This is a genomic window from Bacillus kalamii (genome assembly GCF_047238185.1).
Classification (GTDB): Bacteria; Bacillota; Bacilli; order Bacillales; family DSM-1321; genus Bacillus_AD.
In genome coordinates this window covers 603850-629440 of the sequence record NZ_JBDFMI010000001.1, presented here as the reverse complement: position 1 = coordinate 629440, position 25591 = coordinate 603850, and the positions used below count along the sequence as shown (strand labels likewise).

At 41.5% G+C, this 25591-nt stretch carries 23 protein-coding genes and 2 other annotated features; of the genes, 7 read left to right on the top strand and 16 right to left on the bottom strand.

Translation table 11 applies throughout. The annotated features are described in order from the left end of the window. Positions 1-104: 104 nt before the first annotated feature. From ABC357_RS03220 to ilvB, 8 genes are all read right to left on the bottom strand, one after another. Positions 105-1100: a tetratricopeptide repeat protein gene (locus ABC357_RS03220; RefSeq protein WP_412886116.1), complete on the bottom strand. Its 996-nt coding sequence runs from the start codon at positions 1098-1100 to the stop codon at positions 105-107. A gap of 250 nt (positions 1101-1350) precedes the next feature. Beyond that, the gene (leuD, locus tag ABC357_RS03215) at positions 1351-1944 is read right to left on the bottom strand and encodes a 3-isopropylmalate dehydratase small subunit (RefSeq protein WP_412886115.1); all 594 of its coding nucleotides are present in this window, start codon (positions 1942-1944) and stop codon (positions 1351-1353) included. Between the two features lie 29 nt (positions 1945-1973). Then, a complete protein-coding gene (gene leuC, locus ABC357_RS03210) occupies positions 1974-3392 on the bottom strand; it encodes a 3-isopropylmalate dehydratase large subunit (RefSeq protein ID WP_412886114.1) in 1419 nt (472 codons plus the stop codon). 107 nt (positions 3393-3499) lie between these two features. Then, positions 3500-4612, bottom strand: a complete 1113-nt coding sequence (gene leuB / locus ABC357_RS03205; protein ID WP_412886113.1) for a 3-isopropylmalate dehydrogenase — start codon at positions 4610-4612, stop codon at positions 3500-3502. 95 nt (positions 4613-4707) lie between these two features. Beyond that, complete coding sequence (locus ABC357_RS03200; protein ID WP_412886112.1) at positions 4708-6243, bottom strand: 2-isopropylmalate synthase; 1536 nt, start codon at positions 6241-6243, stop codon at positions 4708-4710. Further along, a complete protein-coding gene (ilvC, locus tag ABC357_RS03195; RefSeq protein ID WP_412886111.1) occupies positions 6230-7261 on the bottom strand; it encodes a ketol-acid reductoisomerase in 1032 nt (343 codons plus the stop codon). Before ilvC ends, ABC357_RS03200 begins: the two co-directional genes overlap by 14 nt. Positions 7262-7312: 51 nt before the next feature. Next, positions 7313-7831, bottom strand: coding sequence for an acetolactate synthase small subunit (ilvN, locus tag ABC357_RS03190; RefSeq protein WP_412886110.1), 519 nt, complete (start codon positions 7829-7831; stop codon positions 7313-7315). A gap of 3 nt (positions 7832-7834) precedes the next feature. Then, positions 7835-9550 carry an acetolactate synthase large subunit gene (gene ilvB, locus ABC357_RS03185; protein WP_412886109.1) on the bottom strand — a complete coding sequence of 572 codons (1716 nt, stop codon included), beginning with the start codon at positions 9548-9550 and terminating at the stop codon, positions 7835-7837. A 156-nt stretch (positions 9551-9706) separates the two neighbouring features. After that, positions 9707-9939, bottom strand: a binding site (T-box leader). A 261-nt stretch (positions 9940-10200) separates the two neighbouring features. Between ilvB and ABC357_RS03180 the strand changes: the two genes are divergently transcribed. Further along, positions 10201-11154, top strand: coding sequence for a bile acid:sodium symporter family protein (locus ABC357_RS03180; RefSeq protein ID WP_412886108.1), 954 nt, complete (start codon positions 10201-10203; stop codon positions 11152-11154). A 10-nt stretch (positions 11155-11164) separates the two neighbouring features. On the opposite strand, the gene ABC357_RS03175 is transcribed toward ABC357_RS03180, so the two are convergent. Next, positions 11165-12070 (bottom strand): LysR family transcriptional regulator, encoded by a 906-nt coding sequence (locus ABC357_RS03175; protein WP_412886107.1) that lies wholly within the window; start codon positions 12068-12070, stop codon positions 11165-11167. 112 nt (positions 12071-12182) lie between these two features. On the opposite strand from ABC357_RS03175, the gene ABC357_RS03170 reads away from it, so the two are divergent. Further along, entirely contained in the window at positions 12183-13205 is a 1023-nt protein-coding gene (locus ABC357_RS03170; protein ID WP_412886106.1) for a YeiH family protein, read from the top strand. A 508-nt stretch (positions 13206-13713) separates the two neighbouring features. Here the strand turns inward: ABC357_RS03170 and ABC357_RS03165 are convergent. Further along, on the bottom strand, positions 13714-13914 hold the full coding sequence (locus ABC357_RS03165) for a cold-shock protein (RefSeq protein ID WP_412886105.1): 201 nt from the start codon (positions 13912-13914) through the stop codon (positions 13714-13716). A gap of 430 nt (positions 13915-14344) precedes the next feature. Here ABC357_RS03165 and ABC357_RS03160 point away from each other — a divergent pair, with 430 nt between their 5' ends. The 4 genes from ABC357_RS03160 to ABC357_RS03145 all read left to right on the top strand — a co-directional run bounded on the left by ABC357_RS03160 (position 14345) and on the right by ABC357_RS03145 (position 17977). Next, positions 14345-15196, top strand: coding sequence for a nucleotidyltransferase family protein (locus tag ABC357_RS03160; RefSeq protein WP_412886104.1), 852 nt, complete (start codon positions 14345-14347; stop codon positions 15194-15196). A gap of 12 nt (positions 15197-15208) precedes the next feature. After that, positions 15209-15745 (top strand): DUF4269 domain-containing protein, encoded by a 537-nt coding sequence (locus ABC357_RS03155; protein ID WP_412886103.1) that lies wholly within the window; start codon positions 15209-15211, stop codon positions 15743-15745. 112 nt (positions 15746-15857) lie between these two features. After that, positions 15858-16412 carry a cysteine hydrolase family protein gene (locus ABC357_RS03150; protein ID WP_412886102.1) on the top strand — a complete coding sequence of 185 codons (555 nt, stop codon included), beginning with the start codon at positions 15858-15860 and terminating at the stop codon, positions 16410-16412. Between the two features lie 353 nt (positions 16413-16765). Continuing rightward, positions 16766-17977 (top strand): C40 family peptidase, encoded by a 1212-nt coding sequence (locus ABC357_RS03145; RefSeq protein ID WP_412886101.1) that lies wholly within the window; start codon positions 16766-16768, stop codon positions 17975-17977. An 81-nt stretch (positions 17978-18058) separates the two neighbouring features. Here ABC357_RS03145 and ABC357_RS03140 read toward each other — a convergent pair whose 3' ends face one another. The 3 genes from ABC357_RS03140 to ABC357_RS03130 all read right to left on the bottom strand — a co-directional run bounded on the left by ABC357_RS03140 (position 18059) and on the right by ABC357_RS03130 (position 19492). Continuing rightward, positions 18059-18268 (bottom strand): hypothetical protein, encoded by a 210-nt coding sequence (locus ABC357_RS03140; RefSeq protein WP_412886100.1) that lies wholly within the window; start codon positions 18266-18268, stop codon positions 18059-18061. A gap of 174 nt (positions 18269-18442) precedes the next feature. Beyond that, entirely contained in the window at positions 18443-19168 is a 726-nt protein-coding gene (locus ABC357_RS03135) for a GDSL-type esterase/lipase family protein (RefSeq protein ID WP_412886099.1), read from the bottom strand. Positions 19169-19312: 144 nt separating this feature from the next. Further along, positions 19313-19492, bottom strand: a complete 180-nt coding sequence (locus ABC357_RS03130; protein ID WP_412886098.1) for a hypothetical protein — start codon at positions 19490-19492, stop codon at positions 19313-19315. Positions 19493-19826: 334 nt separating this feature from the next. On the opposite strand from ABC357_RS03130, the gene ABC357_RS03125 reads away from it, so the two are divergent. Beyond that, entirely contained in the window at positions 19827-21404 is a 1578-nt protein-coding gene (locus tag ABC357_RS03125; RefSeq protein ID WP_412886097.1) for a phytoene desaturase family protein, read from the top strand. Between the two features lie 50 nt (positions 21405-21454). Here the strand turns inward: ABC357_RS03125 and thrS are convergent, their stop codons facing one another. From thrS to ABC357_RS03110, 3 genes are all read right to left on the bottom strand, one after another. Further along, entirely contained in the window at positions 21455-23374 is a 1920-nt protein-coding gene (thrS, locus tag ABC357_RS03120) for a threonine--tRNA ligase (protein WP_412886096.1), read from the bottom strand. A gap of 77 nt (positions 23375-23451) precedes the next feature. Then, positions 23452-23672 (bottom strand) — a binding site (T-box leader). 541 nt (positions 23673-24213) lie between these two features. Beyond that, positions 24214-24981, bottom strand: coding sequence for a class I SAM-dependent methyltransferase (locus tag ABC357_RS03115; RefSeq protein WP_412886095.1), 768 nt, complete (start codon positions 24979-24981; stop codon positions 24214-24216). Between the two features lie 86 nt (positions 24982-25067). Continuing rightward, a complete protein-coding gene (locus tag ABC357_RS03110; protein WP_412886094.1) occupies positions 25068-25280 on the bottom strand; it encodes a DUF6019 family protein in 213 nt (70 codons plus the stop codon). Between the last annotated feature and the right edge of the window lie 311 nt (positions 25281-25591).

Here is a 25591-nt window from a genome sequence, read left to right as displayed (position 1 = left end):
ACCATTCGTAGATTCACTAATGGTGGCATTATTTGTAACTATTCTATTACAACCATTACATTATATCATAGCTTCACTTTCTTTCAACAGCTTAACCTTAAATATTATATAGAAGAAATTTCTTCTATCTGCTCGATAAACGCGAGGGCATCTAGCGCCTCAGCCTCTCCGCACCCATATAAACCTGCTATTTCGTCCATATCGCACTCAGTTCCGAAATAGTTTAGCGACATCATATGATACGCGGCCGCAAATTTTCCAAATGGTTGTTCCGGCTCCATAGGATACAGGATGAACTGCTGCCTTTCCACTAATTGAATGGCTAATTGGGCAAGTGATGGATCCATGCTTCCAAGTACATCTTCCAGGAGAGACGTTATTTCCCTATAAAATGGGCGCTCGTGAACATCATCCAGCGATAAAGGGCTGACCGTTTTCAATTCTGACCATTTATGGACTTCGAAATCTCCCTGCACTTCCTGCTCTCTAAGCAGCAGCAGCATGATTGTTTTAATAAAAGGATGCCCCTTCTCCGAACACAGATATTCCCTTATCTCCGGTATATGTATACGGATATTTCCATCTTTCCATTGCTGTACCAACAGCATTTGCTCCTGTAAAGAAAGATCTGCTAGGTTCGTTCCTTCATCGGAAAATAGCGGTTCCTCTTCTTCATGAGGTATTTGCGATGCCATTTTCCTGCTGAATTCCAGCATACTTTGAAAATGTTCCTCTTTATCAGTTGGCACATGGCCCTCATCCAGGAGTGCAGCAATTATGCCTTCCATTTCTTCGTATTCCTGTAGTTGCAGCAGAATCATAATATACATTTCAACTGTTTTGAAATAATCCCCTAGGCCATTTTTCAGTAAAAACTCGCAATGCTGCCTAGCTTCGAGATATTGCCCCATTTCCAAACTGGCGACAATTAAACCAAATCTGGCGTTATAATCTTCCGGATTGAATTGCAATGCTTCTGATAAAAGCGGCTGGGCTTCCTTGAACCGTTTTTCAACGATGGAGTCTAATCCTTTTTCGACCAGCCTTTTTTCCAAGCCGGGAAAAGGAATAATATTACCGGTCTCTTTCTTATTTTTCATGACTGACATTCCGCCTTGATTCTTCTGAATTTACCATACAGTTTAACATGTTCTATTCCTTAACACAAAAACACCCTTTCAAACCTTATTTTTCTTTTTTGCCACAGTTTAAAACATTTCATCTTCATCCCCACTGGCCTTTCCGCCATAGCAACAGCAGCCTGAAAGCCTTCAAACAGAAAAAACACCCTCAATAATTGAATTGAGGATGCTTTTTTATTGTCCGTACAATTTATGGAAATATCGGAGATCATCTACTCCCGATTGCTTGCTCATATTGAGTAATTTGTTCATCATACTGCAGAGTAATCGATATTTCGTCCCAGCCATTTACCAGCATTTCCTTCCAATAAGGATGGATATCAAACGATGCAGAGAACCCTGCTTCATCTTTAACGATCTGGCCAGGCAAATCAACGGATAGTTGATAATCCTCCACCTGTTGGGACCGTTTAATGAGATCTTCCAATTCCCCCGAAGATAGTTTAATAGGCAGCAACCCATTTTTAAGGCAATTTTGGTAAAAAATATCGGCAAATGACGATGAAATGACAGCTTTGAAACCATAATCCGCCAACGACCATGGCGCATGCTCTCTTGATGAACCACAACCAAAATTATCGCCGGCTATTAAGATGCTGGCCCCCATGGCATTCGGCTGATTCAGCTCGAATTGCTCATTCTTGGTTCCATCTTCATTGAAACGCCAATTATAGAATAAAAATTCTCCAAAACCAGTCCGTTCAATCCTTTTTAAGAACTGCTTTGGGATAATTTGATCGGTATCGACATTCACCCGATTCAATACCGCTGTTTTTCCATTATATTGTTTAAACGGCTCCATTCCTGAAACCTCCTATTCGTTTGATCATTTCAAATTGTTTGTTCAGACTGGCCCAGCAACTCTCTAACATCTACAAAAGTGCCATGTAAGGCTGCCGCCGCTGCCATAATTGGACTAACTAAATGGGTACGGGCTCCCTGCCCTTGCCTGCCTTCAAAATTCCTATTGGAAGTGGATGCGCAATGCTCGCCCGAAGGAACAACATCTGGATTCATACTCAAGCACATACTGCAGCCTGATTCTCTCCATTCAAATCCAGCCGCAGTAAAAAGGTCGGCCAACCCTTCTTCTTCAGCCTGTTTCTTTACCTGCTGTGAACCAGGGACCACCATTGCCCGTACTCCAGCTTTTACTTGTTTGCCCCTTACTACTTCTGCAGCAGCTCTTAAGTCCTCGATACGGGAGTTTGTGCAGGATCCTATAAACACATGCTGAACTGGTATAGATGAAATAGGCATGCCTTCTTGCAATCCCATATAAGCTAGGGCTCGTTCCAGCTCCGAACGTTTCCCCTCCGACGCCTGCTCAGACAAGGTCGGCACATTCTTGCTCACAGCGCTGCACATGCCTGGATTTGTACCCCAGCTGACCATCGGCGCAATTTCCTCACCATCAAGAGTGATGTACGTATCATAGGTTGCATCGGAATCGCTCTTTAAATGCTTCCATCGTTCTGCAGATTGCTCAAACTTCTCTCCTGTAGGGGCATATTTCCTTCCTTTTAAATAGGAAAAAGTCGTTTCATCCGGCGCTATCAGCCCGGCTCTTGCGCCTCCTTCAATCGACATATTGCAAACAGTCATCCGCTCTTCCATCGACATTTGCTCAAAAACACCGCCACAATACTCAATTACATGGCCTGTTCCAAAATTCACACCAAATTTAGAAATGACATAAAGGATTACATCTTTCGCACTGACGCCTTGACCAAGCTCCCCATTTATTTCAAGCTTCATCGTTTTGGGCTTCGTTTGCCATAATGTTTGAGTTGCCAAGACATGCTCCACTTCACTGGTTCCAATTCCGAAAGCAAGTGCCCCGAAAGCTCCATGAGTGGATGTATGGCTATCTCCGCAAACAATCGTCATGCCAGGCTGGGTAATGCCCAATTCAGGTCCGATCACATGGACAATTCCTTGCTCCGGGCTATCCAGGTCAGCCAATGCAATATTGAATTCACTGCAATTCGCCTCTAAGGCCGCCAGCTGATTCTTGGCTATTTCATCATGGATCAGATATTTATTGACTGTAGGTACATTATGGTCCATTGTGGCAAATGTCTTGTCCGGTCTTCTTACCGTCCGTTTTTTCAAGCGGATTCCTTCGAAAGCCTGCGGCGATGTGACTTCATGGATATAATGCATATCTATATATATAAGATCCGGTTTTTCCGCTTCACTGCTGACTATATGATTCTCCCAAATTTTTTCGATAATGGATTTCCCCATAATTCCCCTCCTATATAAACATACATCCGTATTCGATTTTTACTCATTTGAAGAAAAAGGCACGCAGCATGGATCTTGCGTGCCTTTCTGCATTTAACCCACAATCATTATGCATATGCTCCCATAATATGAGAAATAGCTTCATGGTCAAGAATAGTAGCTTTCACTTCCTGAACCATTTCATCCGTACTGACCACTCTTGAGCCGGTATGGGCGATATCCCGTGTCCGAATCCCCAGTTCCAGCACCTCCTGCACAGCCTTCTCTACCTCCTGCGCTTCTTCATCAAGGCCGAATGATAATCGAAGCATCGAAGCGGCAGAAAGAATGGTTGCCAACGGATTCGCATAGCCCTTGCCCGCAATATCAGGAGCAGAACCGTGGATTGGCTCGAACAGATTTAATTGCCCAGTAGAAAGGCTTGCTGAAGGCAGCATTCCTAAAGAGCCTGTCAATACAGAAGCTTCATCGCTTAAAATATCTCCAAACATATTTTCAGTGACTACCACATCAAATTGTTTAGGATGGCGGATCAATTGCATAGCTGCATTGTCGACTAGCATATGCTCCAATTCAACATCCGGATATTTTTTGCTTACGTCTATGGCCACTTCCCGCCAAAGCTTGCTTGAAGCAAGAACATTTGCTTTATCGACAGATGTCACTTTTCCCTTCCGTTTACTTGCCAGCTGAAACGCCAATTCCAGAATGCGTTCTATTTCTTCACGCTTGTAGAATAATGTATCGACTACCGCCTCTTGCCCTTCACATTCTATTCGTTCACTCGGTTTGCCGAAATAAATTCCGCCTGTCAATTCACGGACAATCATCATATCGACACCCTCAATAAATTCTTTCTTCAAAGGCGATGCATCAGCCAAGCTTTTAAAAAAAGTGATCGGACGAAGATTGGCATACAATCCAAGTTCCTTTCTGATTTTCAACAATCCTGCTTCAGGCCGCAGATGGGACGGATTCTCATCCCATTTCGGCCCTCCAACGGCCCCAAGCAGAACAGCATCGCTTTTTCGGCACATTTCCAACGTTTCATCAGGAAGCGGATTGCCTGCCTGATCGATGGCAGCACCCCCGATTAAGCCATACTCAAACTGAAAGGAGTGCCCGTATCGCTGCGCTACCGCTTTGAGAACTTCAACAGCCCCCTTCGTTACTTCCTTGCCTATTCCGTCACCCTGCAATACAGTAATCACTTTTTCCATACGGAACATCTCCTTTGTTTGAATTATTCATCGTTAACTACAGGCCGGAGCGAAAAACGAATGATTCGAATAATTTCACCCGGCCATCCAGAAGGTCAAGATGTTACGACTGCTTTATTGCCTTCCAGATAAATCACTCTATTAATAGCGTTTAAATAAGCTTTGGCAGATGCTTCAAGTACATCTTGGGCCAATCCTCGGCCGCTTGTTTCCGTACCCATATAGTTCATTTTCACATAGACTTGAGCTAAAGCATCACGGCCGGCACCAACCGACTGAATGCGATAATCCAGCAGATCCACATCGCCTTCGATGCTTTTTTGCAGCGTATTGTAAAGAGCTTCGATACTGCCAGCTCCTGTTCCAGCTTCCTGGATGATTTCATTGTTGAAACCAGACAATGTGACTGTCGCTGTAGGCACTTGGTTCGTTCCATATTGGATCTGAAGAGAAACCAATTCAATGAATTTTTCTGTGTTGCTTGATCGCTCCTCCAGTACAAGCGCTACTAAATCGTCATCTGTCATCTCTTTCTTCTTATCCGCCAATTCTTTGAATGTTTTGAATAATTTATTCATTTCTTCTTCATTTACCTGCAATCCCAATTCTTCTAGCCGAGTTTTAAAGGCATGTCTTCCTGAGTGCTTACCTAGCACCATATTATTGAGGCTAAAGCCTACCACTTCAGGTGAAATAATTTCATAGGTTGTTTTTTCTTTCAAAACGCCATCCTGATGGATCCCTGATTCATGTGCATAGGCATTATTCCCGATTACTGCCTTATTCGCTGGAACGACCATCCCTGTCAGCTTACTGATTAGGTCACTGCTTCGCTTAATTTCTTTTAATTGAATATCAGTGAAAGCTTGGTAATGGTCCTTCCGGGTATAGAGGGCAAGGATGACTTCTTCTAGTGCAGCATTCCCTGCTCTTTCACCGATACCGTTGAATGTTCCTTCAATCTGTGTTGCTCCCGCTTCAATTGCCGCTAGTGAGTTTGCTGTCGCCATTCCCAAGTCATCATGGCAATGGGTTGAAAGCTGTACCTTATCTATAGAAGGAACATGCTCATGTAAATATTTGAATACATCGCCATATTCTTTCGGCGTAATGTAACCGACCGTATCTGGTATATTGATGACCTTTGCACCTGCAGCTATGACTTTTTCCACAATTGTGGCCAAGTAGTCCAGTTCAGTCCTGCCAGCATCCTCCGCTGACCATTGAACGATTGGGAACCGTTCAGAAGCGTATTTAACACAATTTACAGCTTGCTCTATCACTTCGTCTTTTGATAACTTCAATTTATAATTACGATGTATTGGTGATGTAGCTAAAAATACATGTATTCTTGGTTCTGCACTTTCCTTCAACGCTTCCCATGCCGCATCTATATCTTTCGTCACACAACGCGCCAGCCCGGTGACAGATGATCCCTTTACAACACGTGCGATTTCCTTCACAGACGCAGCATCGCCTGGAGAAGCGGCAGGAAAGCCCGCTTCAATGATATCGACTCCTAATCTTTCAAGTTGTTTTGCTATTTCAAGTTTTTCCGAGAAATTTAGATTGACTCCTGGCGACTGCTCTCCATCCCTAAGTGTGGTATCGAAAATATTAATCTTGCGCAACACCGACCACCTCTTTCTTCTTATGGGATTGCTGTACAAACGGCATCATTTTGCGAAGTTCGCGGCCCACTTTTTCGATTTGATGTTCATTTTCCCTGCGGTTGATTGAATTGAACTCTGGACGATTTGCCTGATTTTCCAAGATCCAGCCTTTTGCAAAACGGCCTTCCTGAATATCAGTCAATACATTTTTCATTTCTGCTTTTACTGAATCGGTAATAATCCGCGGACCTGAAACGAAATCTCCCCATTGCGCTGTATCGGAGATGCTATATCTCATATTTTCTAAGCCGCCTTCATACATAAGGTCGACGATTAATTTCAGTTCATGTAGACATTCAAAGTATGCGAGCTCAGGCTGATAGCCAGCTTCCGTCAATGTTTCAAAACCGGCTTTTACAAGTGCAGTCAATCCCCCGCACAGAACAGCTTGTTCACCGAACAAATCAGTTTCTGTTTCTTCTTGGAAAGTAGTTTCAAGAGCACCTGCGCGCAATGCGCCGATTCCATATGCATAAGACAACGCTAAATCACGCGCTTCCCCAGTCACATCTTGATAAATCGCGAACAGTGCCGGTACGCCCGCTTCCTGTTCATATGTACGGCGCACTAGATGTCCTGGACCTTTAGGGGCAACCAGCAATACATCCACATCGCTCGGAGGCACAATTTGTGAGAAATGAACGTTGAATCCATGGGCAAACATCAATGCTTTGCCTGCTGTCAAACTTGCTTCAATTTCTTCATGGTACACTTTAGGCTGCATTTCATCCGGCAGCAGGATCATAACAACATCCGCTTGCTCCACCGCTTCTTTAACAGAATACACATCAAATCGGTCTTCAACTGCTTTATCCCATGAACGTCCTTTGCGGAGGCCGATCACAACATTCACTCCGCTATCGCGCAAATTTTGTGCGTGCGCATGTCCCTGTGAACCATACCCTACAATTGCAACTGTTTTTCCTTGTAAATAATCTTTATTAGCGTCCCCGTTATAATACATTTTTGCTGTCATCTTCATCAAACTCCCTTTTTATTATTATTTTTACATTGTTTTTGACAATGGTTATACAATTGACAATGTGTTTGCTGCATTGGAATGTTTCTGCATGCCTCGCGGGAAGGCTGTTGTACCTGTTCTTGCCAGTTCTTTTATTCCATACGGCTTCAACAGTTCAATAAAAGCCTCCACTTTATCTGATTCCCCGGTTATTTGGATAACGAGGGAATCTTTGCTGATATCAATGACTGAAGCTCTGAAAGGTTCCACCAGCGAATATATTTCTCCCCTTGTAGGAGGAGTAACTGACACTTTAATCAAAGCCAATTCCCTGGCAACAAAGCTTTGGTTTGTCATTTCAGTCACCTTGATGACATCTATTTGTTTATTAAGCTGCTTTGTGATCTGTTCAAGGATTCTTTCCTCATCCACATTAACCACGACAGTCATTCTGGAAATGCCTTCTTGTTCAGAATGGCCAACTGTTATGCTTTCAATATTGTAGTTCCGGCTCGAGAACAAATTAGTAATGCGGTTCAACACACCAGGCCTGTTCATAACAGTCAATGTAATAATCCCTTTCATGCCTTAAATCCCCTCCATTTCATGCAGGCCTTTGCCCGGAGCAACCATAGGATATACGTTTTCCATCGCTTCGACCCTCATATCAATCAACACCGGTTCAGCAACAGAAAAGGCTTCTTGAAGAGAAACTCTTGCTTCTTCTTCTGTGGATGCCTGGAAAGCTTTAATTCCATATGCTTCAGCCAATTTGACAAAGGATGGTTGGCTGGTCAACAAGCTATGTGAATATCTTTCTTTATAGAAAATTTCCTGCCATTGCCTAACCATTCCTAGCGCTTGGTTATTGACAATAATCATTTTGATCGGCAATTTCATTTCCGCAATTACGCCTAACTCTTGCGATGTCATCTGGAAGCCTCCGTCTCCCGCAATCGCTACAACTGTCTTCTCAGTTGCGGCCAATTGGGCGCCTATTGCCGCCGGCAAACAAAATCCCATTGTACCGAGACCGCCTGATGTTACCCAGGCATGCGGCTTATTGAAAGTATAATATTGGGCAGCCCACATTTGATGCTGGCCAACATCCGTCACGACAATTGCATCTCCTTCTGTAAACTGATGCAAAAGTTCGATTACTTTTTGCGGCTTCAGGTTTCCCTTTGATGCAGAGTCGTATTGAAGCGGATGGGTATTCTTCCACGCAGAAATTCTTTTTATCCACGCTCCGTAATCTCCCTTTACTCCTTCATTTTTTATGAGTGTTTGCAATGTTGCTTTCGCATCTCCTACAACAGGTATAGCTGTCGGTACATTCTTACCGATCTCAGCGGGATCAATATCAACATGGGCGATAGTTGCAAAAGGAGCAAAGGTTTTCAAGTTGCCTGTCACACGATCATCGAATCTGGCACCAATAGAAATTAATAGATCGCATTCATAAAGAGCCATGTTGGCTGCATACTCACCATGCATACCCGCCATTCCAACAAATTGCGGATGATTTGCGGGAAATCCCCCTAAACCCAGTAGTGTATGGACTACCGGCAACCCTTGCTGCTCCGCGTATTCAAGCAATTCGGCTGATCCCTTGGAATGGAGGATACCGGCGCCGGCCAGTATGACTGGCTTCTCGGCAGCAGAAACTGCGTCTATCAATTTGCGAATCTGCAATTTATTAGGCTTGATGGTCGGCTGGTAGCCTGGCAAACATAATTCTGGATCTTCATCACATTCATCCGCCAAAGTAGCCATATCCTTCGGAAAATCAATTAGCACAGGTCCAGGCCTTCCGGTTGAGGCAATATAGAATGCTTCTTTGACAATTCTTGGAATGTCTTCCACTCTTCTGACCTGGTAATTGTGCTTAGTGATTGGTGTCGTTATCCCAAGCACATCCGCTTCCTGAAAAGCATCTGTTCCAATGACGCCAGTCGCTACTTGACCTGTTATCACCACGAGAGGCAATGAATCAATCATTGCATCGGCTAATCCGGTGACAATATTGGTTGCACCGGGACCTGAAGTAGCAACGACCACACCAGGCTTTCCTGTAATTCTGGCATATCCCTCTGCCGCATGAATGGCGCCCTGTTCATGGCGTGTCAAAATGTGGACAATCCCGGCATCATACAGCGCGTCATAGATAGGAAGAACCGCCCCTCCCGGATAACCGAATATAAGATCGACCTGCTGCTTCTTCAAAGCATTCAATAAGTAGTCGGCTCCTGTTTTCTTCGTCGCTGCCTTATTTTCAACTGGCATCACTGTTTCCTGTGTCATTCCCTTAACCTCCCACAAAAATTGTTGACCGCAAACAATCGTCCTTCCTCCCCTGAATTGCATTTTCAATATTCTAACTATTTTACCTGCCTTTGTTTCAGGAAAACAAAAAAGCCCCACACCCACATACGCCTATCTTTAGAAAAGGCTAAGGGGTGAAGGGGCTGTTAGAACGCCATTCCACGGTACCACCCTTATTCGCACATAATTGTGCGCACTAGTTGTTTTGGTAACGGGTGCTGGTTGCCACCCGTTCAGCTTTACTCCATTAACGTTTCGAGCTGAAGCTCAGAGGTGAGTTCGCTTTATTCAGCACGTACCGGTTTCCACCCTCCCGGTTCTCTGTTCCGTCTGTCCATAAAGGTAATTGTCCTCTTCATCACTTGTGTATATTTATTTGAAAATGTAAAACGTTGTCTTATTTGTCGCTTATATTACGCTGATTATTCTTGCCCGTCAATAGCTATTTTTATAATTATTTGACAATTCAGTAAAATGAATACGAGTTGTATCCGCTTTCATTATTGCTGTTTATATATTCTTCTAATTCTACATACAACGGAAATATTTTTTTATCGTCCAAATAATATCTTGATTTAAATTGTTTTTTCTGAATAATAAGACTTAATACATATAAAGGGGTGGCTTATTTGCGTTTACTTGCCGATTTTTTTTCGAAATACCTTAGCCTTTTAATTCCGATTGTTGCGGTCGCCACTTATTTTTCCGCTTTCGTTTGGAAAGTTCCCACATGGGTCCCCAGCCTGTTTCTCGGTTTTGTTATTTTTTTCACAGGACTCTCCATGAACACCGCTGCATTGAAAGAAACAAGATATAAGAAAAAAGAACTTTTTATCACTGTACTACTCAAATGGACTATGTCTGTACTAGTCGGGATTATCTTGGCATTATTATTTTTCCAATCCGTTCCCGAGATAGCAGCAGGCGTTATTTTAACCGGAGCAGTCCCAAGCGCAACAGCAGCAACACTATATACATTCATGGCCGGTGGCAATATCTCGCTCGTAATCGCGTCGTCCCTATTGGATGTCGGGCTAAGTCCATTGATTGCACCACTGGCAATGAACACAATAGATGCCGGCACGATTTCTATTTCATTCTTAAGCCTGTTACGCTCATTTGCAGTCATTGTTATCATACCTTTGGCAGCAGGGATCACCCTTCAAAGATTGTTTCCTCAGCTGCCTCATCGGACCGTTTATCTGACCAAGTTTTTATCGCCTCTATCCTTGCTGGTCGTCATCCATACACTGACTGCTAGTGTCAAATCCTTTTTTGCGGAGGAAATGCACCTTTTCCCATTATTGATATTGGCTTGCATTCTTCAAACAGTTATCCCCATGGCCAGCAGTTATTATATTGCAAAAAAAGCCTTCTCATCAAAGAACGATGCCATCGCAGCCATGTTTCAAGTCTCCCTTTCAAATTCAGCATTGGCGGGCATTCTCGCCTTTCAGTTTTTTGGAGGCTTAGGAGCGGTTGCACCCATATTAAATTTGATCATCAATCTATCAATCGGCGCCCAAGTATCCAACTACCTTGCCTCAAAGCAAACGCCGCTGCCCAGAAAACAAATCGCCTAGAAAAAGCCTTCTAAACGGAGGCTTTTTTCTTGATGCGATTATGATTTTTCAATAATTCGATTATTATTTGGACAGCTTTGGTCTGGAAAGTCCCTTTCATAACTATCGAAAATTGCCTGCTAAGCCTAAAGCCTTTTCCCGGAATTTTAATCAAAGTCCCCAACTCTAACTCTTTCAGAAAACTGGATTCGGACAGAAAAGCAATACCCATCCCTGATTCGACAGATTCTTTAATAATTTGCGTGCTGCCAAAAACTAATTTATCCAGCGGATTTATCTGTAGCTGCCGAAAAAGGGTTTCGGCGGCTTCTCTTGTCCCCGATCCGCTTTCCCTCACAATCCAAGTTAATGTTTCTAAACTCTCGGGTGTAATGCCTTCACCACCTAATTCCTTGTACAATGAAGGTGCGGCAACAATATGCAGCCTATCTTCCTGAAAGCTTTCAATAGTGAGATCCCCATGCCCCTTTTGCGATCCTTCGATGATTCCAAGATCCAAACTGTTCTGTTTAACGAGCTCCATAATCTCCTTTGAATTCGCAATTTGTACACCTGGTGAAATGTGCGGATATTCCTTCTTTAGATCTGCCAAAATCCTCGGCAGTATATACTCGCCAAATGTATAACTAGCGCCTATTTTAACAGGTCCGTTCGCATGATTGGTCAAATCGTCGATCAATGTATACATATTATTATAAAGATTGACAATTTCCTTTCCTTTCACATAAACGATTTCACCGGCTTTCGTCAGAGATAACACCTTGTTGGTCCTTTCCAGAAGCTTCGTCCCGAAACTTTGCTCCAAAGATTGTATATATTGGCTGACAGCAGGCTGGGACATATAGAGTTCCTCGGCCGCCCGCGAAAAGCTCTTCAATTCTACTACTTTTAGAAAGACGTATAATTGTTGTTTCATTATGTACCCCCACTATAAGTAATTACTTATGGTCACTATACGAATTATTTATTTTTCTTATAAGTAAAAATCACTTATCTTTAAGATACTGGAATATGAAGGAGGATACAAGATGTCTATAGAGAAAGAAAAAGCCGCCCGTAAACCACTGAGCAGCCCTGCGGAAATGGCCGGCGGCATCGCATTTACATTTTTAATTGCACTTATCGGATTTTTACTTGCAAAAATTCCTGGCATATCAATGATTGGACAAATGGGCTGTTCCATAATCATTGCGGTTATTTACCGGCAAATATGGGGTTATCCAAATTCGATTAAATCAGGTATTCAATTTTCTTCAAAAATACTGCTGCGTTTAGCGATTATTTTATACGGACTTAAACTAAACATAGCCGTTTTACTTTCTGAAGGCCCTCTTCTTTTATTGAAGGATATCTTCGTTATTGCCTTTGCCATCCTGTTTATGCTTTGGCTATCCAAATACTTTAAAGGAAACAGCAAAATTTCGTTGCTTCTTGGAATTGGGACAGGTGTTTGTGGCGCTGCAGCTATTGCAGCAACTGCCCCCATCGTGAAATCGGATGATGATGAGACTGCCATTTCAGTAGGGATTATCGCATTAGTGGGAACTATTTTCGCTATTGTTTATACACTATTAAGACCTATTTTGCCTTTAGATGCGACAGAATACGCCATATGGAGCGGTCTGAGCCTTCATGAATTGGCACATGTCGCTCTTGCTGCTGCGCCTGCAGGGGAAGATCCGCTCGCCATGGCTTTACTTGCCAAATTAGGGCGTGTCTTTTTCCTTGTTCCACTTTGCTTTGTTCTTATTGCCATTTTTAATCGGAAACAAGACAAAGCAGAGAAGCAAAAAATCGCTTTCCCTTACTTTTTAATCGGTTTTGTACTAATGAGCTTAATCGGCACTTATGTATTCGGCACGTATATTGATGTACCGCAGAAAGTCTTTGATGGGACGGCTGTATTTACTACATGGTGCTTAACTTCAGCAATGGTCGGCCTTGGATTGAACATCCACTTGAACGAAGTGCGCAAGAAAGCATTTAAACCATTAGTAGCCATGTTGATCACGTCTGTATGTTTATCCATTTTAAGTTTTTTCCTTGCATAGACCTGAATTTGTCACCATTTGCACTTTGTGAATAAAATCATTAGGGATTGTGAGGAATCTGTGATATACTTACGTTACCATTTTATTTTACTTGTTGTATATGGAAGGCAGCTGTACTTCGATGGCAGCCAACTTTTCTATCCAGCATACTATGAACGACTCTGTCTATATAAAAAACGGTTCCGAACCTTGCCGATTCGGAACCGTTTTTTTATTGCATCAAACCGCCAAACCTCATGAATGAAACATTCAAATATGGCCATTTATTTAACATGCTTATATGTTGCTCCGTATAGCCGCAACCTGCCTTCAAGCCCTAAGGCTACTCGCCTGTTTCTTCCTATAAGAAGGTTACGTACCTTCTCTCTTTAGCCACAGAACCAACCAATGCGTTCTATCCCTACAATCACCATTTTGAAAAACGGTCTTCCACTTAGCCATCATTATACATTCAATATCAACAAAAAAAGAACAGGCCCAAGAGAGCCTGTTCTTTTTAAAGCATTAATTATAATTTCACTACGTTAGTAGCTTGTGGTCCGCGTTGTCCTTCTTCAACTTCGAAAGAAACTTCTTGACCTTCGTCTAAAGATTTGAAGCCTTCAGATTGGATTGCTGAGAAATGTACGAATACATCGTCTCCACCTTCGCGCTCGATGAATCCAAAACCTTTGTCTGCATTAAACCATTTTACTTTACCATGTTCCATATTTGTTGCCTCCTACGTGTGTACCCACACATGTTAATACTATCCTTGCTCAAATCTATAGACGAGCTACTATGACTTATCAATCTAAACCGAACAAAAATAATTCTCCATTAGAATAACAGATTTTTTACAGCAATGCAAGACTTCTACGAAATCAGTATTCTTTTTTTCATTTATTAGCTAATCAGCAAGCAAAAACTATAGTAATCAACCTGAAAAATCCATTTATTTTCCATCAAGTTAGAATTGTGTAAAATAATAGTAGATAAAAAACAGATCAGAAATGAGGCTAATTGAATGGATTTGCTTATTGTTGGCGACGTGCATGGATGTTACCACACATTTAGACATCTATTAAACACATACTGGAATCTTTCAAAACAAATATTAGTTCAAATCACTAATTATATATGAAAGGAAGGTGAATGGAATGGCTATTATAAAGAACATAGGCAGTATTTGCCCCACGGATGGGACAGGAACAATCTTAAACGATTCCAGCTTATCAAAGGTGCCGCACTGCTTTATGCAAGCCATCGAACAGTTGAAAGCTGCTTATTTGGAACATATGGCCGAAACGATCCACAGTATTTACATAAGAGGATCTATTCCCAGGGGGTTTGGGATTGAAGGTGTTTCCGATTTGGATTCCATTTGTGTAATCAATAAACCATATACGGAGGTAAATACAGCATGGAGACAGGAAACAGAAGAGAAGCTTGTACATAATAATCCTTGTATTACTGGAATAGAAATCCAGTTTGTCCAGGTTGATTTGTTAAAGAAACAATCACATTTTCATATACTTCCGTTCATGATCAAGACCCATAGTATTTGCGTTTATGGAGACAATCTCATTCCAGAACTGCCTCAATACGAATGCGATTCACCAGTGGCCAATTTTCATTTAATGTCGATCGGCACTAACATCCAGCAGGCAAAAGATGATGTACAGGGAAATAACGATGATGATGACAAAAAGGAGTGCTGCCAATGGATAGCAAAACAGTTGGTCCGTGCAGGTATGGCCTTAACCATTCCGATTGAACATGCTTATACACGGGACCTTTTTCCTGCTTACACCTTATTTTGCAAACTATATCCCGATAAATCTGAAGAAATGATGGCTGTCCTTAAGCTTGCTATCGATCCTGTTTCGGATGAAAGACAACTGATTGACCTATTGAACAGCATCGGCAATTGGCTTATTGAAGAGGCTGAACATTGGATTCAACTCTATAATCCTGAAAAGATGCCCGCTCTTCCTATTTCATATCCATAAAGGAGATGCCATATGTTTACTTCACTCGACTATTTGAAGAATGGTACCCGTAAGCAGCAGCAAGCATTCGAATGCTTGCAAGGCCTCTGCATCATGGAAAATCTGGTTTCCTACCAACCCACATTATGCGGAACAATCCCCCTCAACATTGATATTGAAGACTCTGACCTTGACATCATTGTGGAGGTAAACGATCTGCAAGAGTTCAGCATTCTTGTTTCACAATTATATAGGCATAAACCGGATTTTCAATTAAAAAAAGAACAGGTGCGTAAAACACCGGCAGTCACTTGTTCCTTTGCCCATAAAGGTTTTATTATAGAAATATTTGCGCAAAACCAGCCGGTGACACACCAAAATGCTTATCGGCATATGGTAATCGAACATGAAATTTTAAAAGAACAACCAGATATACGCAACAAAATCATTGAACTTAAACGACAAGGTTTAAAAACCGAACCTGCTTTTTGTCTATTACTTGGGCTTGATGGAGACCCGTATGAAGAGTTGCTCCAATACGGAAAGCACCGAAAAATAATCCCGTTCTGACTGGATGGGCAAACAAAGACAGAATGAAATCCAAGTATCCCATCACCTCTTTTCTATCGATGAATATCAAACTATAATAAAAGGAAGACGTATTGTAAAAGGAGTGCTTTTAATGAAAAAAGCCTTGATTAATGTAGATTATACAAATGATTTTGTGGCTGAAAATGGCGCACTGACCTGTGGTGAACCAGGACAGGCTATCGAAGATGCAATAATAGAAATCACAAAGGATTTCATAGAACAAAAAGAGTATGTGGTATTTGCCATCGACATGCATAGCGAGCAAGATCCCTATCATCCAGAAACGAAGCTGTTCCCTCCACATAATATTGCAGGAACAACCGGAAGGGAATTATATGGCCAATTGAATGACGTATATAAAGATGCAGTAGAATCAGGCAACAACCTCATCCATTGGATGGATAAAACCAGATACTCTGCATTTGCAGGCACCGATTTGGATATACGCCTGCGTGAAAGAGGAATCACCGATCTTCATATTGTCGGAGTATGCACGGATATATGCGTCCTGCATACCGCAGTTGATGCCTACAACAAAGGGTATACTATCACTATCCATGAACGGGCTACCGCCAGCTTCAATCCGGCAGGGCACCAATGGGCAATCGAACATTTCAAGCATTCATTAGGGGCAACTGTCCTGTAAAAAGGTTCTTCTGTCTCCCTAACAAAGAAGAGAACCATTCCTCTTCATTCATAACATGACGACAAACAAGGCCGATTGGAGCAATCGGCCTTGTTTCGTTTGGGTCAGTAATGAACATTTTCCTGTTCATTATGCGAGCGGAGTATCGTTTATATGTATTCGATTATACGTGAACCATTGCATATTAAGACAAATAGTTACAAAATAATCTGAAATATTACATTTGTGTTACACAGAACACGTTTTTATTACATCCTTCTATTTTCATTGTTTTTCCTCTGAATTAACAATAAACTAGTAAATGGATTAAGAACAGTGTATATAAATTATTTTTAAGAACAAGGAGAATTAGTATGCAGACTTCGACAAAGAAAAAAGTGGTGGCAGCTGGATTGTCACTAGCACTACTTTTTCAAGTAACTCCTACTTTTGCAGCTCCAGCTACAGACACGGTAACCTCTAACCCTAGTACATACAACCAAAAAATAGAAGAGTTACAAACTAAAATTCAAAAAATGGATGACAAGATTATTCAATCAATCGAGAAAGTAGATAAATTGAATAAACAAGTAAAAGATGCGGAAGCTAGAGTAGAAACAACTAAAAAGGATATTGTGGTTTTAGAAGATTCATATAAACGCACTCTTGAACTTTCAAAAGAACGTTTAGAAAATATCCAATCGAACGGAACAGTACAATCTAATATCATCGAGATCCTTCTTTCTTCTGAAGGACTTTCAGATTTCTTCCAAAAGACAAATGCTGTTATGACAATCATGGACAGCGATAAACAGTTATCTGAAACACTAGAGAAGAAAGATCGCGAGTTAAAAGCTAAAAAAGCGGAACTTGACCAAGATTTAGCAACAATCACTAAAAAGCAAGTACAAGCAAGCAATGAGAAAAAAGCAATTGAACAGCAAAAACAAGTGATTCAAGTAGAATTGAAAAAAGTCAAAGAAGCTCAGAAAAAAGCAGAAGAAGAAGCAAAACGTCGTGCAGAAGAATTGCGCAAGCAACGTGAAGCAGCTGCAGCTAGACAAGCAGCACAAAGCAGAGCTGTAACACAAGCTTCTGATAATCAAGCTTCACAAACTCAGGCAACTGAACAAACATCAACACAAACAAATAATACAGCTTCTTCAAATCAAAGCAATTCCAGCAGCAATAATGCACCAAGCACGTCTCCTTCACTAGGTGGATCCGTGGCTTCAGGCAGTGCATCTGCTATTATTTCAGAAGCTAAAAAATACTTAGGTCTCCCTTACGTTTGGGGTGGAACTACTCCTAGCGGTTTCGACTGCTCAGGTTTCACAAGCTATGTATTCCGTTCAGCAGGAGTCAGCCTTCCACGTGTTTCAAGAGACCAACAAAATGTCGGTAAGCAAATTTCTACTAGCTCTGTACAACCAGGTGACTTAGTATTTATGGGCAGACCTGCTTATCATGTAGGCATCTATATTGGAGGCGGACAATACATCCACGCTCCACAAACTGGCGATGTTATTAAGATTTCTTCATACAGCCCAGGAGCCTTCTCAAGTGCAACACGCGTATTGAATTAATGATACTTATTCCTTACCCGTTTCTTTATGAAACAAACCAGGAAAATAACAAAAAGCGATGATTTAATCATCGCTTTTTATTTACGAAAAAAATGTTTCCAATTCACGGGAAATCCGGTATAGCTCCTTATTTTCTTCACTTAAAACCCTCAATCCCTTTTGGGCTTCTTCGTTCATAGGATCAACCCGCAGTTGCTCCACGATAACCAACCGGTCCTTTGCATTGGATAACTGGTCTTTAATTGCCTTTTCAAGGTTTTGCAGCATTTCCATATGGTTTGTTGTTGCCATGCTTATCTCCTCCAATTTGTAATGTGTAACCTATATGTTCATTACCCATATCTGCCTATATATATTACATAAACGGCAATGTAATAAAAAAAATCCCTTTTTGTCTAACTGACCTCGCTATATGAAATCCATCATTAAATACATGTCAGCAGGTAATTCGAAAGCAAAGTATGCTTACTTCGAGGATACATAAGATTCAATAGCATCAACCCATATTTGATAGCCTTTTTTATTCAGATGCAATCCATCGACTGTCAACTCAGGATTTAATTGATTATCGCCGCTTACTTTGCGGTTAATATCAATATAGGTGATCTGCGGGCCCTCCAAGCTTTTCAGCTGTTTATTTAATCTTGGCACCATTTCGTTAAGATTGCTGGCATCTTTATAAAAATGCTCTTTATATTTCTTCACATTCACCTGCATTGTGCTTTGTATATAGATGTGGGCTTGTGGATTTTCCTTGAGAAGACTATCAATGATTGTTTTATAATGGAGTAAAACAGTCTTTTCTTTTACGCCCTGCTGTAAATCATTAATGCCAGCCATAATGAATATTTTCTCAGGCTGAAGCTCATTTACCCCATTCAGCCTCTTCACCATATTAGAGGTAGTGTCCATTGCCACTCCCCTATTCGCAATACTTTTTCCATTGAAATATTCTCCCCACTCAAAATAATTAGTATGGCTGTCACCTAGAAAAACTATCTTTTTCTGATGGCTTCCCAAGAGGCTTAAGGCATCGTCCCTGATCTTTATTTGTGGAGGGCTATACTTTTTGGATGTCAGATGGTCTTTTATATATGGAATTCCCCCTACATTAATAAACCAGTATACGGCTCCTGTAACCAAAAACAAATTGAGCAAGATAGATATAATCAGTATCTTTTTCTTTAACAAATGCCTGTTCCCCTCTTCCTCTCTATGAATTAATCCAAACGAGATGTTTATGTAATAGAATTAATAGCCCTTTTAACTCCCATTGAAACAAAGACAATAAAAAAACCTGCATCCCATCAGGAATACAGGCCATTAACTGAACACTTACTTTCTTATGCGGATTGCTATTTGATCAAAGATAAACATGATAGCTGTAAAAACAATTGAAACAACCAGCATATCAAGCATTGTGGTTCCATGGTCGCTGCTGGCAACAAAGGTATAAAAGAACCATTGTATAATCAAAAAGATGACAAACATATAGATATATTTTAACGCTTTCACTAGTCAAACTCCTTTTTAATCTAATCCATTCTTTCATTAGGTTACCATGATATTCAAATTCCACCAATAGCAACGTATTTTACATCCGATTCTCTTCCCTCCATTCTTATAGCCGCAATCACTGTTTCAGTTTATTCAGAAAATAAATGCTATACTGGTGTTGATGCGGTTATAGGTGTTTTCTTTACTCTGATTCCGATTCTTAGCAGGATTGGTGTTTTCTATCATTCAGAAAATAACACATGTAAAACCGAGAGGGAAATGAAAAACAGAGACGCTTCTGAGTGCTTTAAATAAGAGCATTCAGAATGACAGATGAACGGGAGTGGATATTATGAACGATGCAGATGTCATTATTATTGGAGCCGGACATAACAGCTTAGCAGCTGGAATGGTATTGTCGAAAGCAGGATTAAAGGTACTGGTCCTGGAAAAAGCAAGCATTCCCGGCGGAGCTTCTAAATCGGCCGAAATTACAAAACCCGGATTTATCCATGATTTGTACGCTACGAATGTAGGCTTATTCATGGGCAGTGAACTGTATGCCAATTACGGGGAAGAGCTACATAAAAATGGATTTGAAGTGATTAATCACGACAAGCCTTATTCGAATGTTTTTCCGGATGGGGATGGCCTTGCCATCTATCGCGATGCAGACAAGACAGACCAGCAAATCCGCAGGCACTCCGAGCATGATGCTGAAGCCTGGAAGGAACTGATTGCTTACTTCAATAAAACAGCGCCACTTTTTCTGCCTTTAATGCAAAAAACATTGCCTTCAGGCGATGCAGCAAAACAAGCCCTTAAATTAGTGCAATCATTGAAAATGAAAGGCGCCTTTGATTTAGCACAATTGACTTTAAAATCGCCCCGTGAATTCACTGAATCATGGTTCGAGAATAAAAAAGTCCAATCCCTTTTCATTCCTTGGGGATTCCATCTGGATTACGGCCCGGATGTTTCAGGGGGCGCCACTTTTGCATTTGTAGAAGCGCCAAGTGATTATCAAAATGGCATGCCGATCGTAAAAGGCGGGATATCCAACTTGATCAATGCGATGGTCAAATCGATTGAAGATAATGGAGGCCTTGTCCTAACTGACCATGATGTCAAGGAAATCATCGTTAAGAACGGCCGTGCAGTCGGGGTTGAGCTTATGGACGGCAAACAGCTTTCTGCAAAAAAAGCAGTTCTCGCCAACGTAACGCCTACACAGCTGGTCACCCGCTTGGTCGCAAAAGAACATTTACCTTCCCAGTTTGTCCAAAAAGCAAAAGAATATCGCTATGGCCCTGGAACGATGATGATTCATTTGGCGTTGAATGAACCTCTTAAATGGAATGCTGGAGAAGATTTTTCTAATTTTACTTATGTCCATATCGGGCCTTATGTGAAAGAAATATCAGAAACATATACAGACGCAATCAATGGTGTATTGCCAAGCTCCCCAATGCTTGTGATAGGGCAACAAACAGCATCCGACCCATCGCGTGCACCAGAAGGAAAGCATACTCTATGGGTACAGGTACGCGCTCTTCCTTTCGAGCCGACCGCCGACCGCGACGGCAAGATCCGACCTGGAAAGTGGGCTGATATGAAAGAAGCCTACGCTGAACGGGTGATTGATAAAATCGAAGAGTATGCGCCTAATATTAAACAAAGCATTCTTTCCCATACCGTTCTATCTCCTGAAGACTTAATGAATGATAATATGAATCTCTGGAAAGGCGATAGTGTATCCGGAAGCCATCATATCAACCAAAACTACGTTTTCCGCCCATTTTTTGGCGCTTCCAAATATGATACGCCAATTAAAGGGCTTTATATCAGCGGAGCTTCCACTTGGCCTGGAGGCGGCATGAATGCAACATCAGGCTACTTGGCAGCTAAACGGATTCTTGCTCAAAAGTAATGCCGGCCAAAAGGGAAGAGGATGGAAATAAGCATTCCATCCTCTCTCTTCTATAGACTACGCTGTCTGATCTGTTCAGATATTCGCTCAATAAAAGAGGCCAAGTCAACTTTGCTCGATTCCTTCTTACCATAAATTCGTACATTCATTGTCTTTTCTTTTTCCTCTGTATCACCAAGAACAACTGTGTACGGCACCTTTTGCATTTGCGCCTCCCTGACTTTATAACCCAGCTTCTCATTCCTCGCATCCACTTTCACCCTAATGCCGTGCTGCTGCAATTCCTTCCGGACCAAAGTGCAATAGCCCTCATGGACATCAGATACCGGTATCAATTGCACCTGTACTGGAGACAGCCAAACAGGGAATGCCCCCGAGAAATGCTCAATCAATATGGCAAAGAAACGGTCAATTGACCCAAAGATTGCACGATGGATGACAACAGGACGAACTTTTTCGTTTTTTTCATTCACATAAGTCAGATCAAATTTTCCCGGCATCTGAAAGTCCAATTGGATCGTTGCACATTGATGCCTTCTTTTCAAAGCATCCTTTATATGAAAATCGATCTTCGGTCCATAGAATGCACCATCACCTTCATTAATCGCATACGCTGCCCCTAAGGAATCCAATACATTTTTCAACGCTCCTTCCGATGCTTCCCATAATGAGTCATCGCCAAGAGAGTCACCTGGACGAGTCGATAGCTCTACAGAATACTCAAATCCGAAAGTACGGTATACCTCATCGATCAAATGAAAAATCTGTTTGATTTCTGCTTCTATTTGGTCTTCGCGAACAAACAGATGGGCATCATCCTGGCAAAAAGTCCGGACACGAAGCATCCCATTCAAAGCTCCGCTGAATTCATGGCGATGAACCTGGCCGAACTCAGACAATCGGATCGGGAGGTCACGATAAGAATACAAAGAATTCTTAAAGATGAGCATATGGCCAGGGCAATTCATCGGCTTCAATGCGTAGCTTGTTTGGTCCACCTCTGTAAAGTACATTTGCTCCCTATAATGGTCCCAATGGCCAGATTTTTCCCAAAGCTGCTGATTTAACATAAATGGTGTCCTGACTTCCTCGTAATAAGCTTGACTCTGCAGTTCACGGGAAAAATTCTCTAATTCATTCCGAATGATTTGCCCCTTCGGCAAATAAAACGGCATTCCGGGAGCTTCCTCGGAGAACATAAATAAATCCAATTGCTTTCCTACTTTCCTGTGGTCCCGTCTGGCCGCTTCCTCCAGGAACAGCAAATATTCATCCAAATCCTTTTTTTGATAAAAAGCGACACCGTATATTCTCTGCATTGCTTCATTGTCGCTGTTCCCTCTCCAATATGCGCCAGAAACCTTAGTCAATTTAAATGCTTTAACAAAGGAAGTAGAAGGAAGATGAGGACCTCTGCATAGATCAATAAATTCTCCCTGCTGATAAAAAGTGATAATCTGAGTTTCGGGAATGGACTTAAGAATCTCCGTTTTAAAATGGTTCTTCTCCTTAAGATAATACTGTTCTGCTTCTTTGTAGGACATCTCCTTCCGCCGAATTTCTAAATTCTCATTGATGATTATTTCCATTTCTTTTTCGATATCCAGTAAATCGTCTACAGTCAAATGGCGCTCCATCTGAAAATCATAATAAAAGCCATCCTCTACCGCCGGACCGACTCCCAGTTGCACCTCGCCATATAATCTCTTTAAAGCCTGTGCCAGTATATGTGCACATGTATGGCGCACTATGCCAAGCCCCTCCTCTGAGTCCTTTGTAATGATTGATAAGGAAGCATCCTTATCTAAATTGAAGCTTATGTCCACAAGCTTCCCTTCCACTCTTCCGGCAACAGCTTTCTTCGCTAGCCCTTTACTGATGGATGCAGCTACTTCAGCTACACGAATGCCCATTGGAAAATCCTTTATTTGCCCATCAGGAAATTGGATCTTAATCTTTTTTTGTACCATTCTTTATTACACTCCTTTTTAGTATAGTGAACGCTTAAAGGAATGGTTTGAATCAACAAAAACGCACCCGTCCCTGAATAAGGGACGAGTGCGTTCAAACCCGTGGTTCCACCCAATTTTCCATAAATGAAACATTTATGGCTTTGGTGCTATAACGCAGCATGGACGGCATTGGATACTTCAGTTCCCCAACGCAGCTCAAAGGCGGTGAATGATTTTCCTAAGCCAAGGAGTTTCCAGCAATCCTCCCCTCTCTGTAGACCGTAAAAATAATCCATGTCCTTATCAAAGCAATAACGGTATGGTAAAAAAAACACTCTGTTCAAAGGATTGTCTTTTTTTAAGTTTGGTAATGCACTCAGACATGCCCTCATCCGATGTGAATCTTTTGCTTTCCGCTTAGTAAGCGGTTATCCAGTAGCAGTTCTATAAACGACAAAGTGTATGAAAATAGCCTAAATAAAAACGCATCCATCCCTCAGAAAGGGACGAATGCGTCATATTCGTGGTTCCACCCAATTTCCCATAATGAATAAAAACATATGGCTTGGAGCTGTAACGTAGCTTTACGGCACTGGATACTGTCATTCCCCAATGCAGCTCAAAGGCGGTAAGATACTCTTCTGCGTTAGGAAGTTTTCAGCTTTTCTTCCCTCTCTGTAAACGTTTCAAGCAGCCCATGTCCTCATCTTTGCTTTACTGAATATTTATTGTTTTATACAATATACTAAATTAAATCACTTTTCAATACTTTATTTACCTATTCTTAATTCTTTTTTATTCAGGGATTCATATTCCTATTAATTGAATTCAGTCTGCTCCATTCACATTAATACTATTCATTCTATTGTATGGGTCTTTCGGCATACATACACCATTTGATAGCAATCGTTTGATAAGGCTGACTCGTTCCACCCATTGTATACATGGACAATCTCAAATCCATGGTTTTTAAGCAGCCTTTCCATTTCCTTAGGATACGTATACCTGAGTTTTATAGACGTTCTCGATTCCCGCAATATCATCCCAGCTGCATCGCAATATTTACGGATTGTTATATAATGCTGAATTTGCTCAAGGTCATCATACTCGCTGACCGTATATACATCTACTGTCATTCCAGCATCAGTGTATGATTTCCAATATTCTTCCGTAGGCGGCTGCATTAATTCTTCTCTGCTTGGAAATCTAGTATCAAATATAAAAGTGCCATTCATATACAAATGCCGGTTGACAGATTTCAATAATTCATCCTGGTCATCATTTGTCAAGAAATGTTGAAATGAATTGCCAACCGAATACATAAAATGGCTAGGGGCAGTCAAGTGCAATGATGTACAATCTTGCCGGACCCACTCGATTGCGAGTCCGGCTTCCTCCGCCTTGCTTTTCGCTGCCTCCAACATTGTTTTATGTCTGTCAACGCCGATTATCCGGTACCCAAGCGAGGCCATCGGCAAAGTCATCCGGCCAGTTCCACAGGCCAAATCAATGATAGCCCCTTCTTCCTCTTTCTCAGCCCATTTAAGCAATAAAGGCATTTCTGGCATGTATCCCTCGTTCTCTTTATCATATAAAATCGGATCATTATATTCTTCACAATTCATAAGCTTTTTTATTATCCCTTCCCCTTCTCATTGCCCTAATGCACATATTGGATATAGTTTGCCGGTATCTCTCCATTCCGATTGCTTTATTCCCCGGCATCCTTTTCATCTTTGAGATTCCATCTCTCCTCTGCTTTGGCCACTTCCCTTTTATGGTTGCTTCCCCTCTCCTCATCGGAAAACAGCATGGATTGATTAATAGCATTCTTTACAGCCCATTTGACCACAAAATAAAGCGCACATAGGAATATGAACCAAATAAAAAATTGAAAAAATAAAGCTTCTCCAAATGTAAACATACGAAAACCTCCAAAATCCATATCACCTATATATATTCTACAGAAAGTGGATGAATGCCTTTGGAGTAAAAATATTCTTATTGAAAAAACAATGAAAACAAAATAGGAGCGCATTGAGGGATCTATGATTATTAACAGACTATCCTTGAATAGAAGGGGGCTTTTCAGTACTCATTCAATTGGCAAGTTGGCATTAATCCATTCCGATAGGGATGATTATCCATTCATCCGGCGGAAGGCTATTGACCAAAATAGGGATGATGGAGTGTGCTTCTTCCTCAGTGCAAAATGTAATCTCCTGCCCTTCCTTT

Bases quoted from the DNA above. Each gene is read 5' to 3' on its own strand.
- ABC357_RS03220 (WP_412886116.1), bottom strand. From the start codon at position 1,100: ATGAAAAATAAGAAAGAGACCGGTAATATTATTCCTTTTCCCGGCTTG.
- leuD (WP_412886115.1), bottom strand. From the start codon at position 1,944: ATGGAGCCGTTTAAACAATATAATGGAAAAACAGCGGTATTGAATCGG.
- leuC (WP_412886114.1), bottom strand. From the start codon at position 3,392: ATGGGGAAATCCATTATCGAAAAAATTTGGGAGAATCATATAGTCAGC.
- leuB (WP_412886113.1), bottom strand. From the start codon at position 4,612: ATGGAAAAAGTGATTACTGTATTGCAGGGTGACGGAATAGGCAAGGAA.
- ilvC (WP_412886111.1), bottom strand. From the start codon at position 7,261: ATGACAGCAAAAATGTATTATAACGGGGACGCTAATAAAGATTATTTA.
- ilvN (WP_412886110.1), bottom strand. From the start codon at position 7,831: ATGAAAGGGATTATTACATTGACTGTTATGAACAGGCCTGGTGTGTTG.
- ilvB (WP_412886109.1), bottom strand. From the start codon at position 9,550: ATGACACAGGAAACAGTGATGCCAGTTGAAAATAAGGCAGCGACGAAG.
- ABC357_RS03175 (WP_412886107.1), bottom strand. From the start codon at position 12,070: ATGAAACAACAATTATACGTCTTTCTAAAAGTAGTAGAATTGAAGAGC.
- ABC357_RS03170 (WP_412886106.1), top strand. From the start codon at position 12,183: ATGTCTATAGAGAAAGAAAAAGCCGCCCGTAAACCACTGAGCAGCCCT.
- ABC357_RS03165 (WP_412886105.1), bottom strand. From the start codon at position 13,914: ATGGAACATGGTAAAGTAAAATGGTTTAATGCAGACAAAGGTTTTGGA.
- ABC357_RS03160 (WP_412886104.1), top strand. From the start codon at position 14,345: ATGGCTATTATAAAGAACATAGGCAGTATTTGCCCCACGGATGGGACA.
- ABC357_RS03155 (WP_412886103.1), top strand. From the start codon at position 15,209: ATGTTTACTTCACTCGACTATTTGAAGAATGGTACCCGTAAGCAGCAG.
- ABC357_RS03150 (WP_412886102.1), top strand. From the start codon at position 15,858: ATGAAAAAAGCCTTGATTAATGTAGATTATACAAATGATTTTGTGGCT.
- ABC357_RS03145 (WP_412886101.1), top strand. From the start codon at position 16,766: ATGCAGACTTCGACAAAGAAAAAAGTGGTGGCAGCTGGATTGTCACTA.
- ABC357_RS03140 (WP_412886100.1), bottom strand. From the start codon at position 18,268: ATGGCAACAACAAACCATATGGAAATGCTGCAAAACCTTGAAAAGGCA.
- ABC357_RS03125 (WP_412886097.1), top strand. From the start codon at position 19,827: ATGAACGATGCAGATGTCATTATTATTGGAGCCGGACATAACAGCTTA.
- thrS (WP_412886096.1), bottom strand. From the start codon at position 23,374: ATGGTACAAAAAAAGATTAAGATCCAATTTCCTGATGGGCAAATAAAG.
- ABC357_RS03115 (WP_412886095.1), bottom strand. From the start codon at position 24,981: ATGAATTGTGAAGAATATAATGATCCGATTTTATATGATAAAGAGAAC.
- ABC357_RS03110 (WP_412886094.1), bottom strand. From the start codon at position 25,280: ATGTTTACATTTGGAGAAGCTTTATTTTTTCAATTTTTTATTTGGTTC.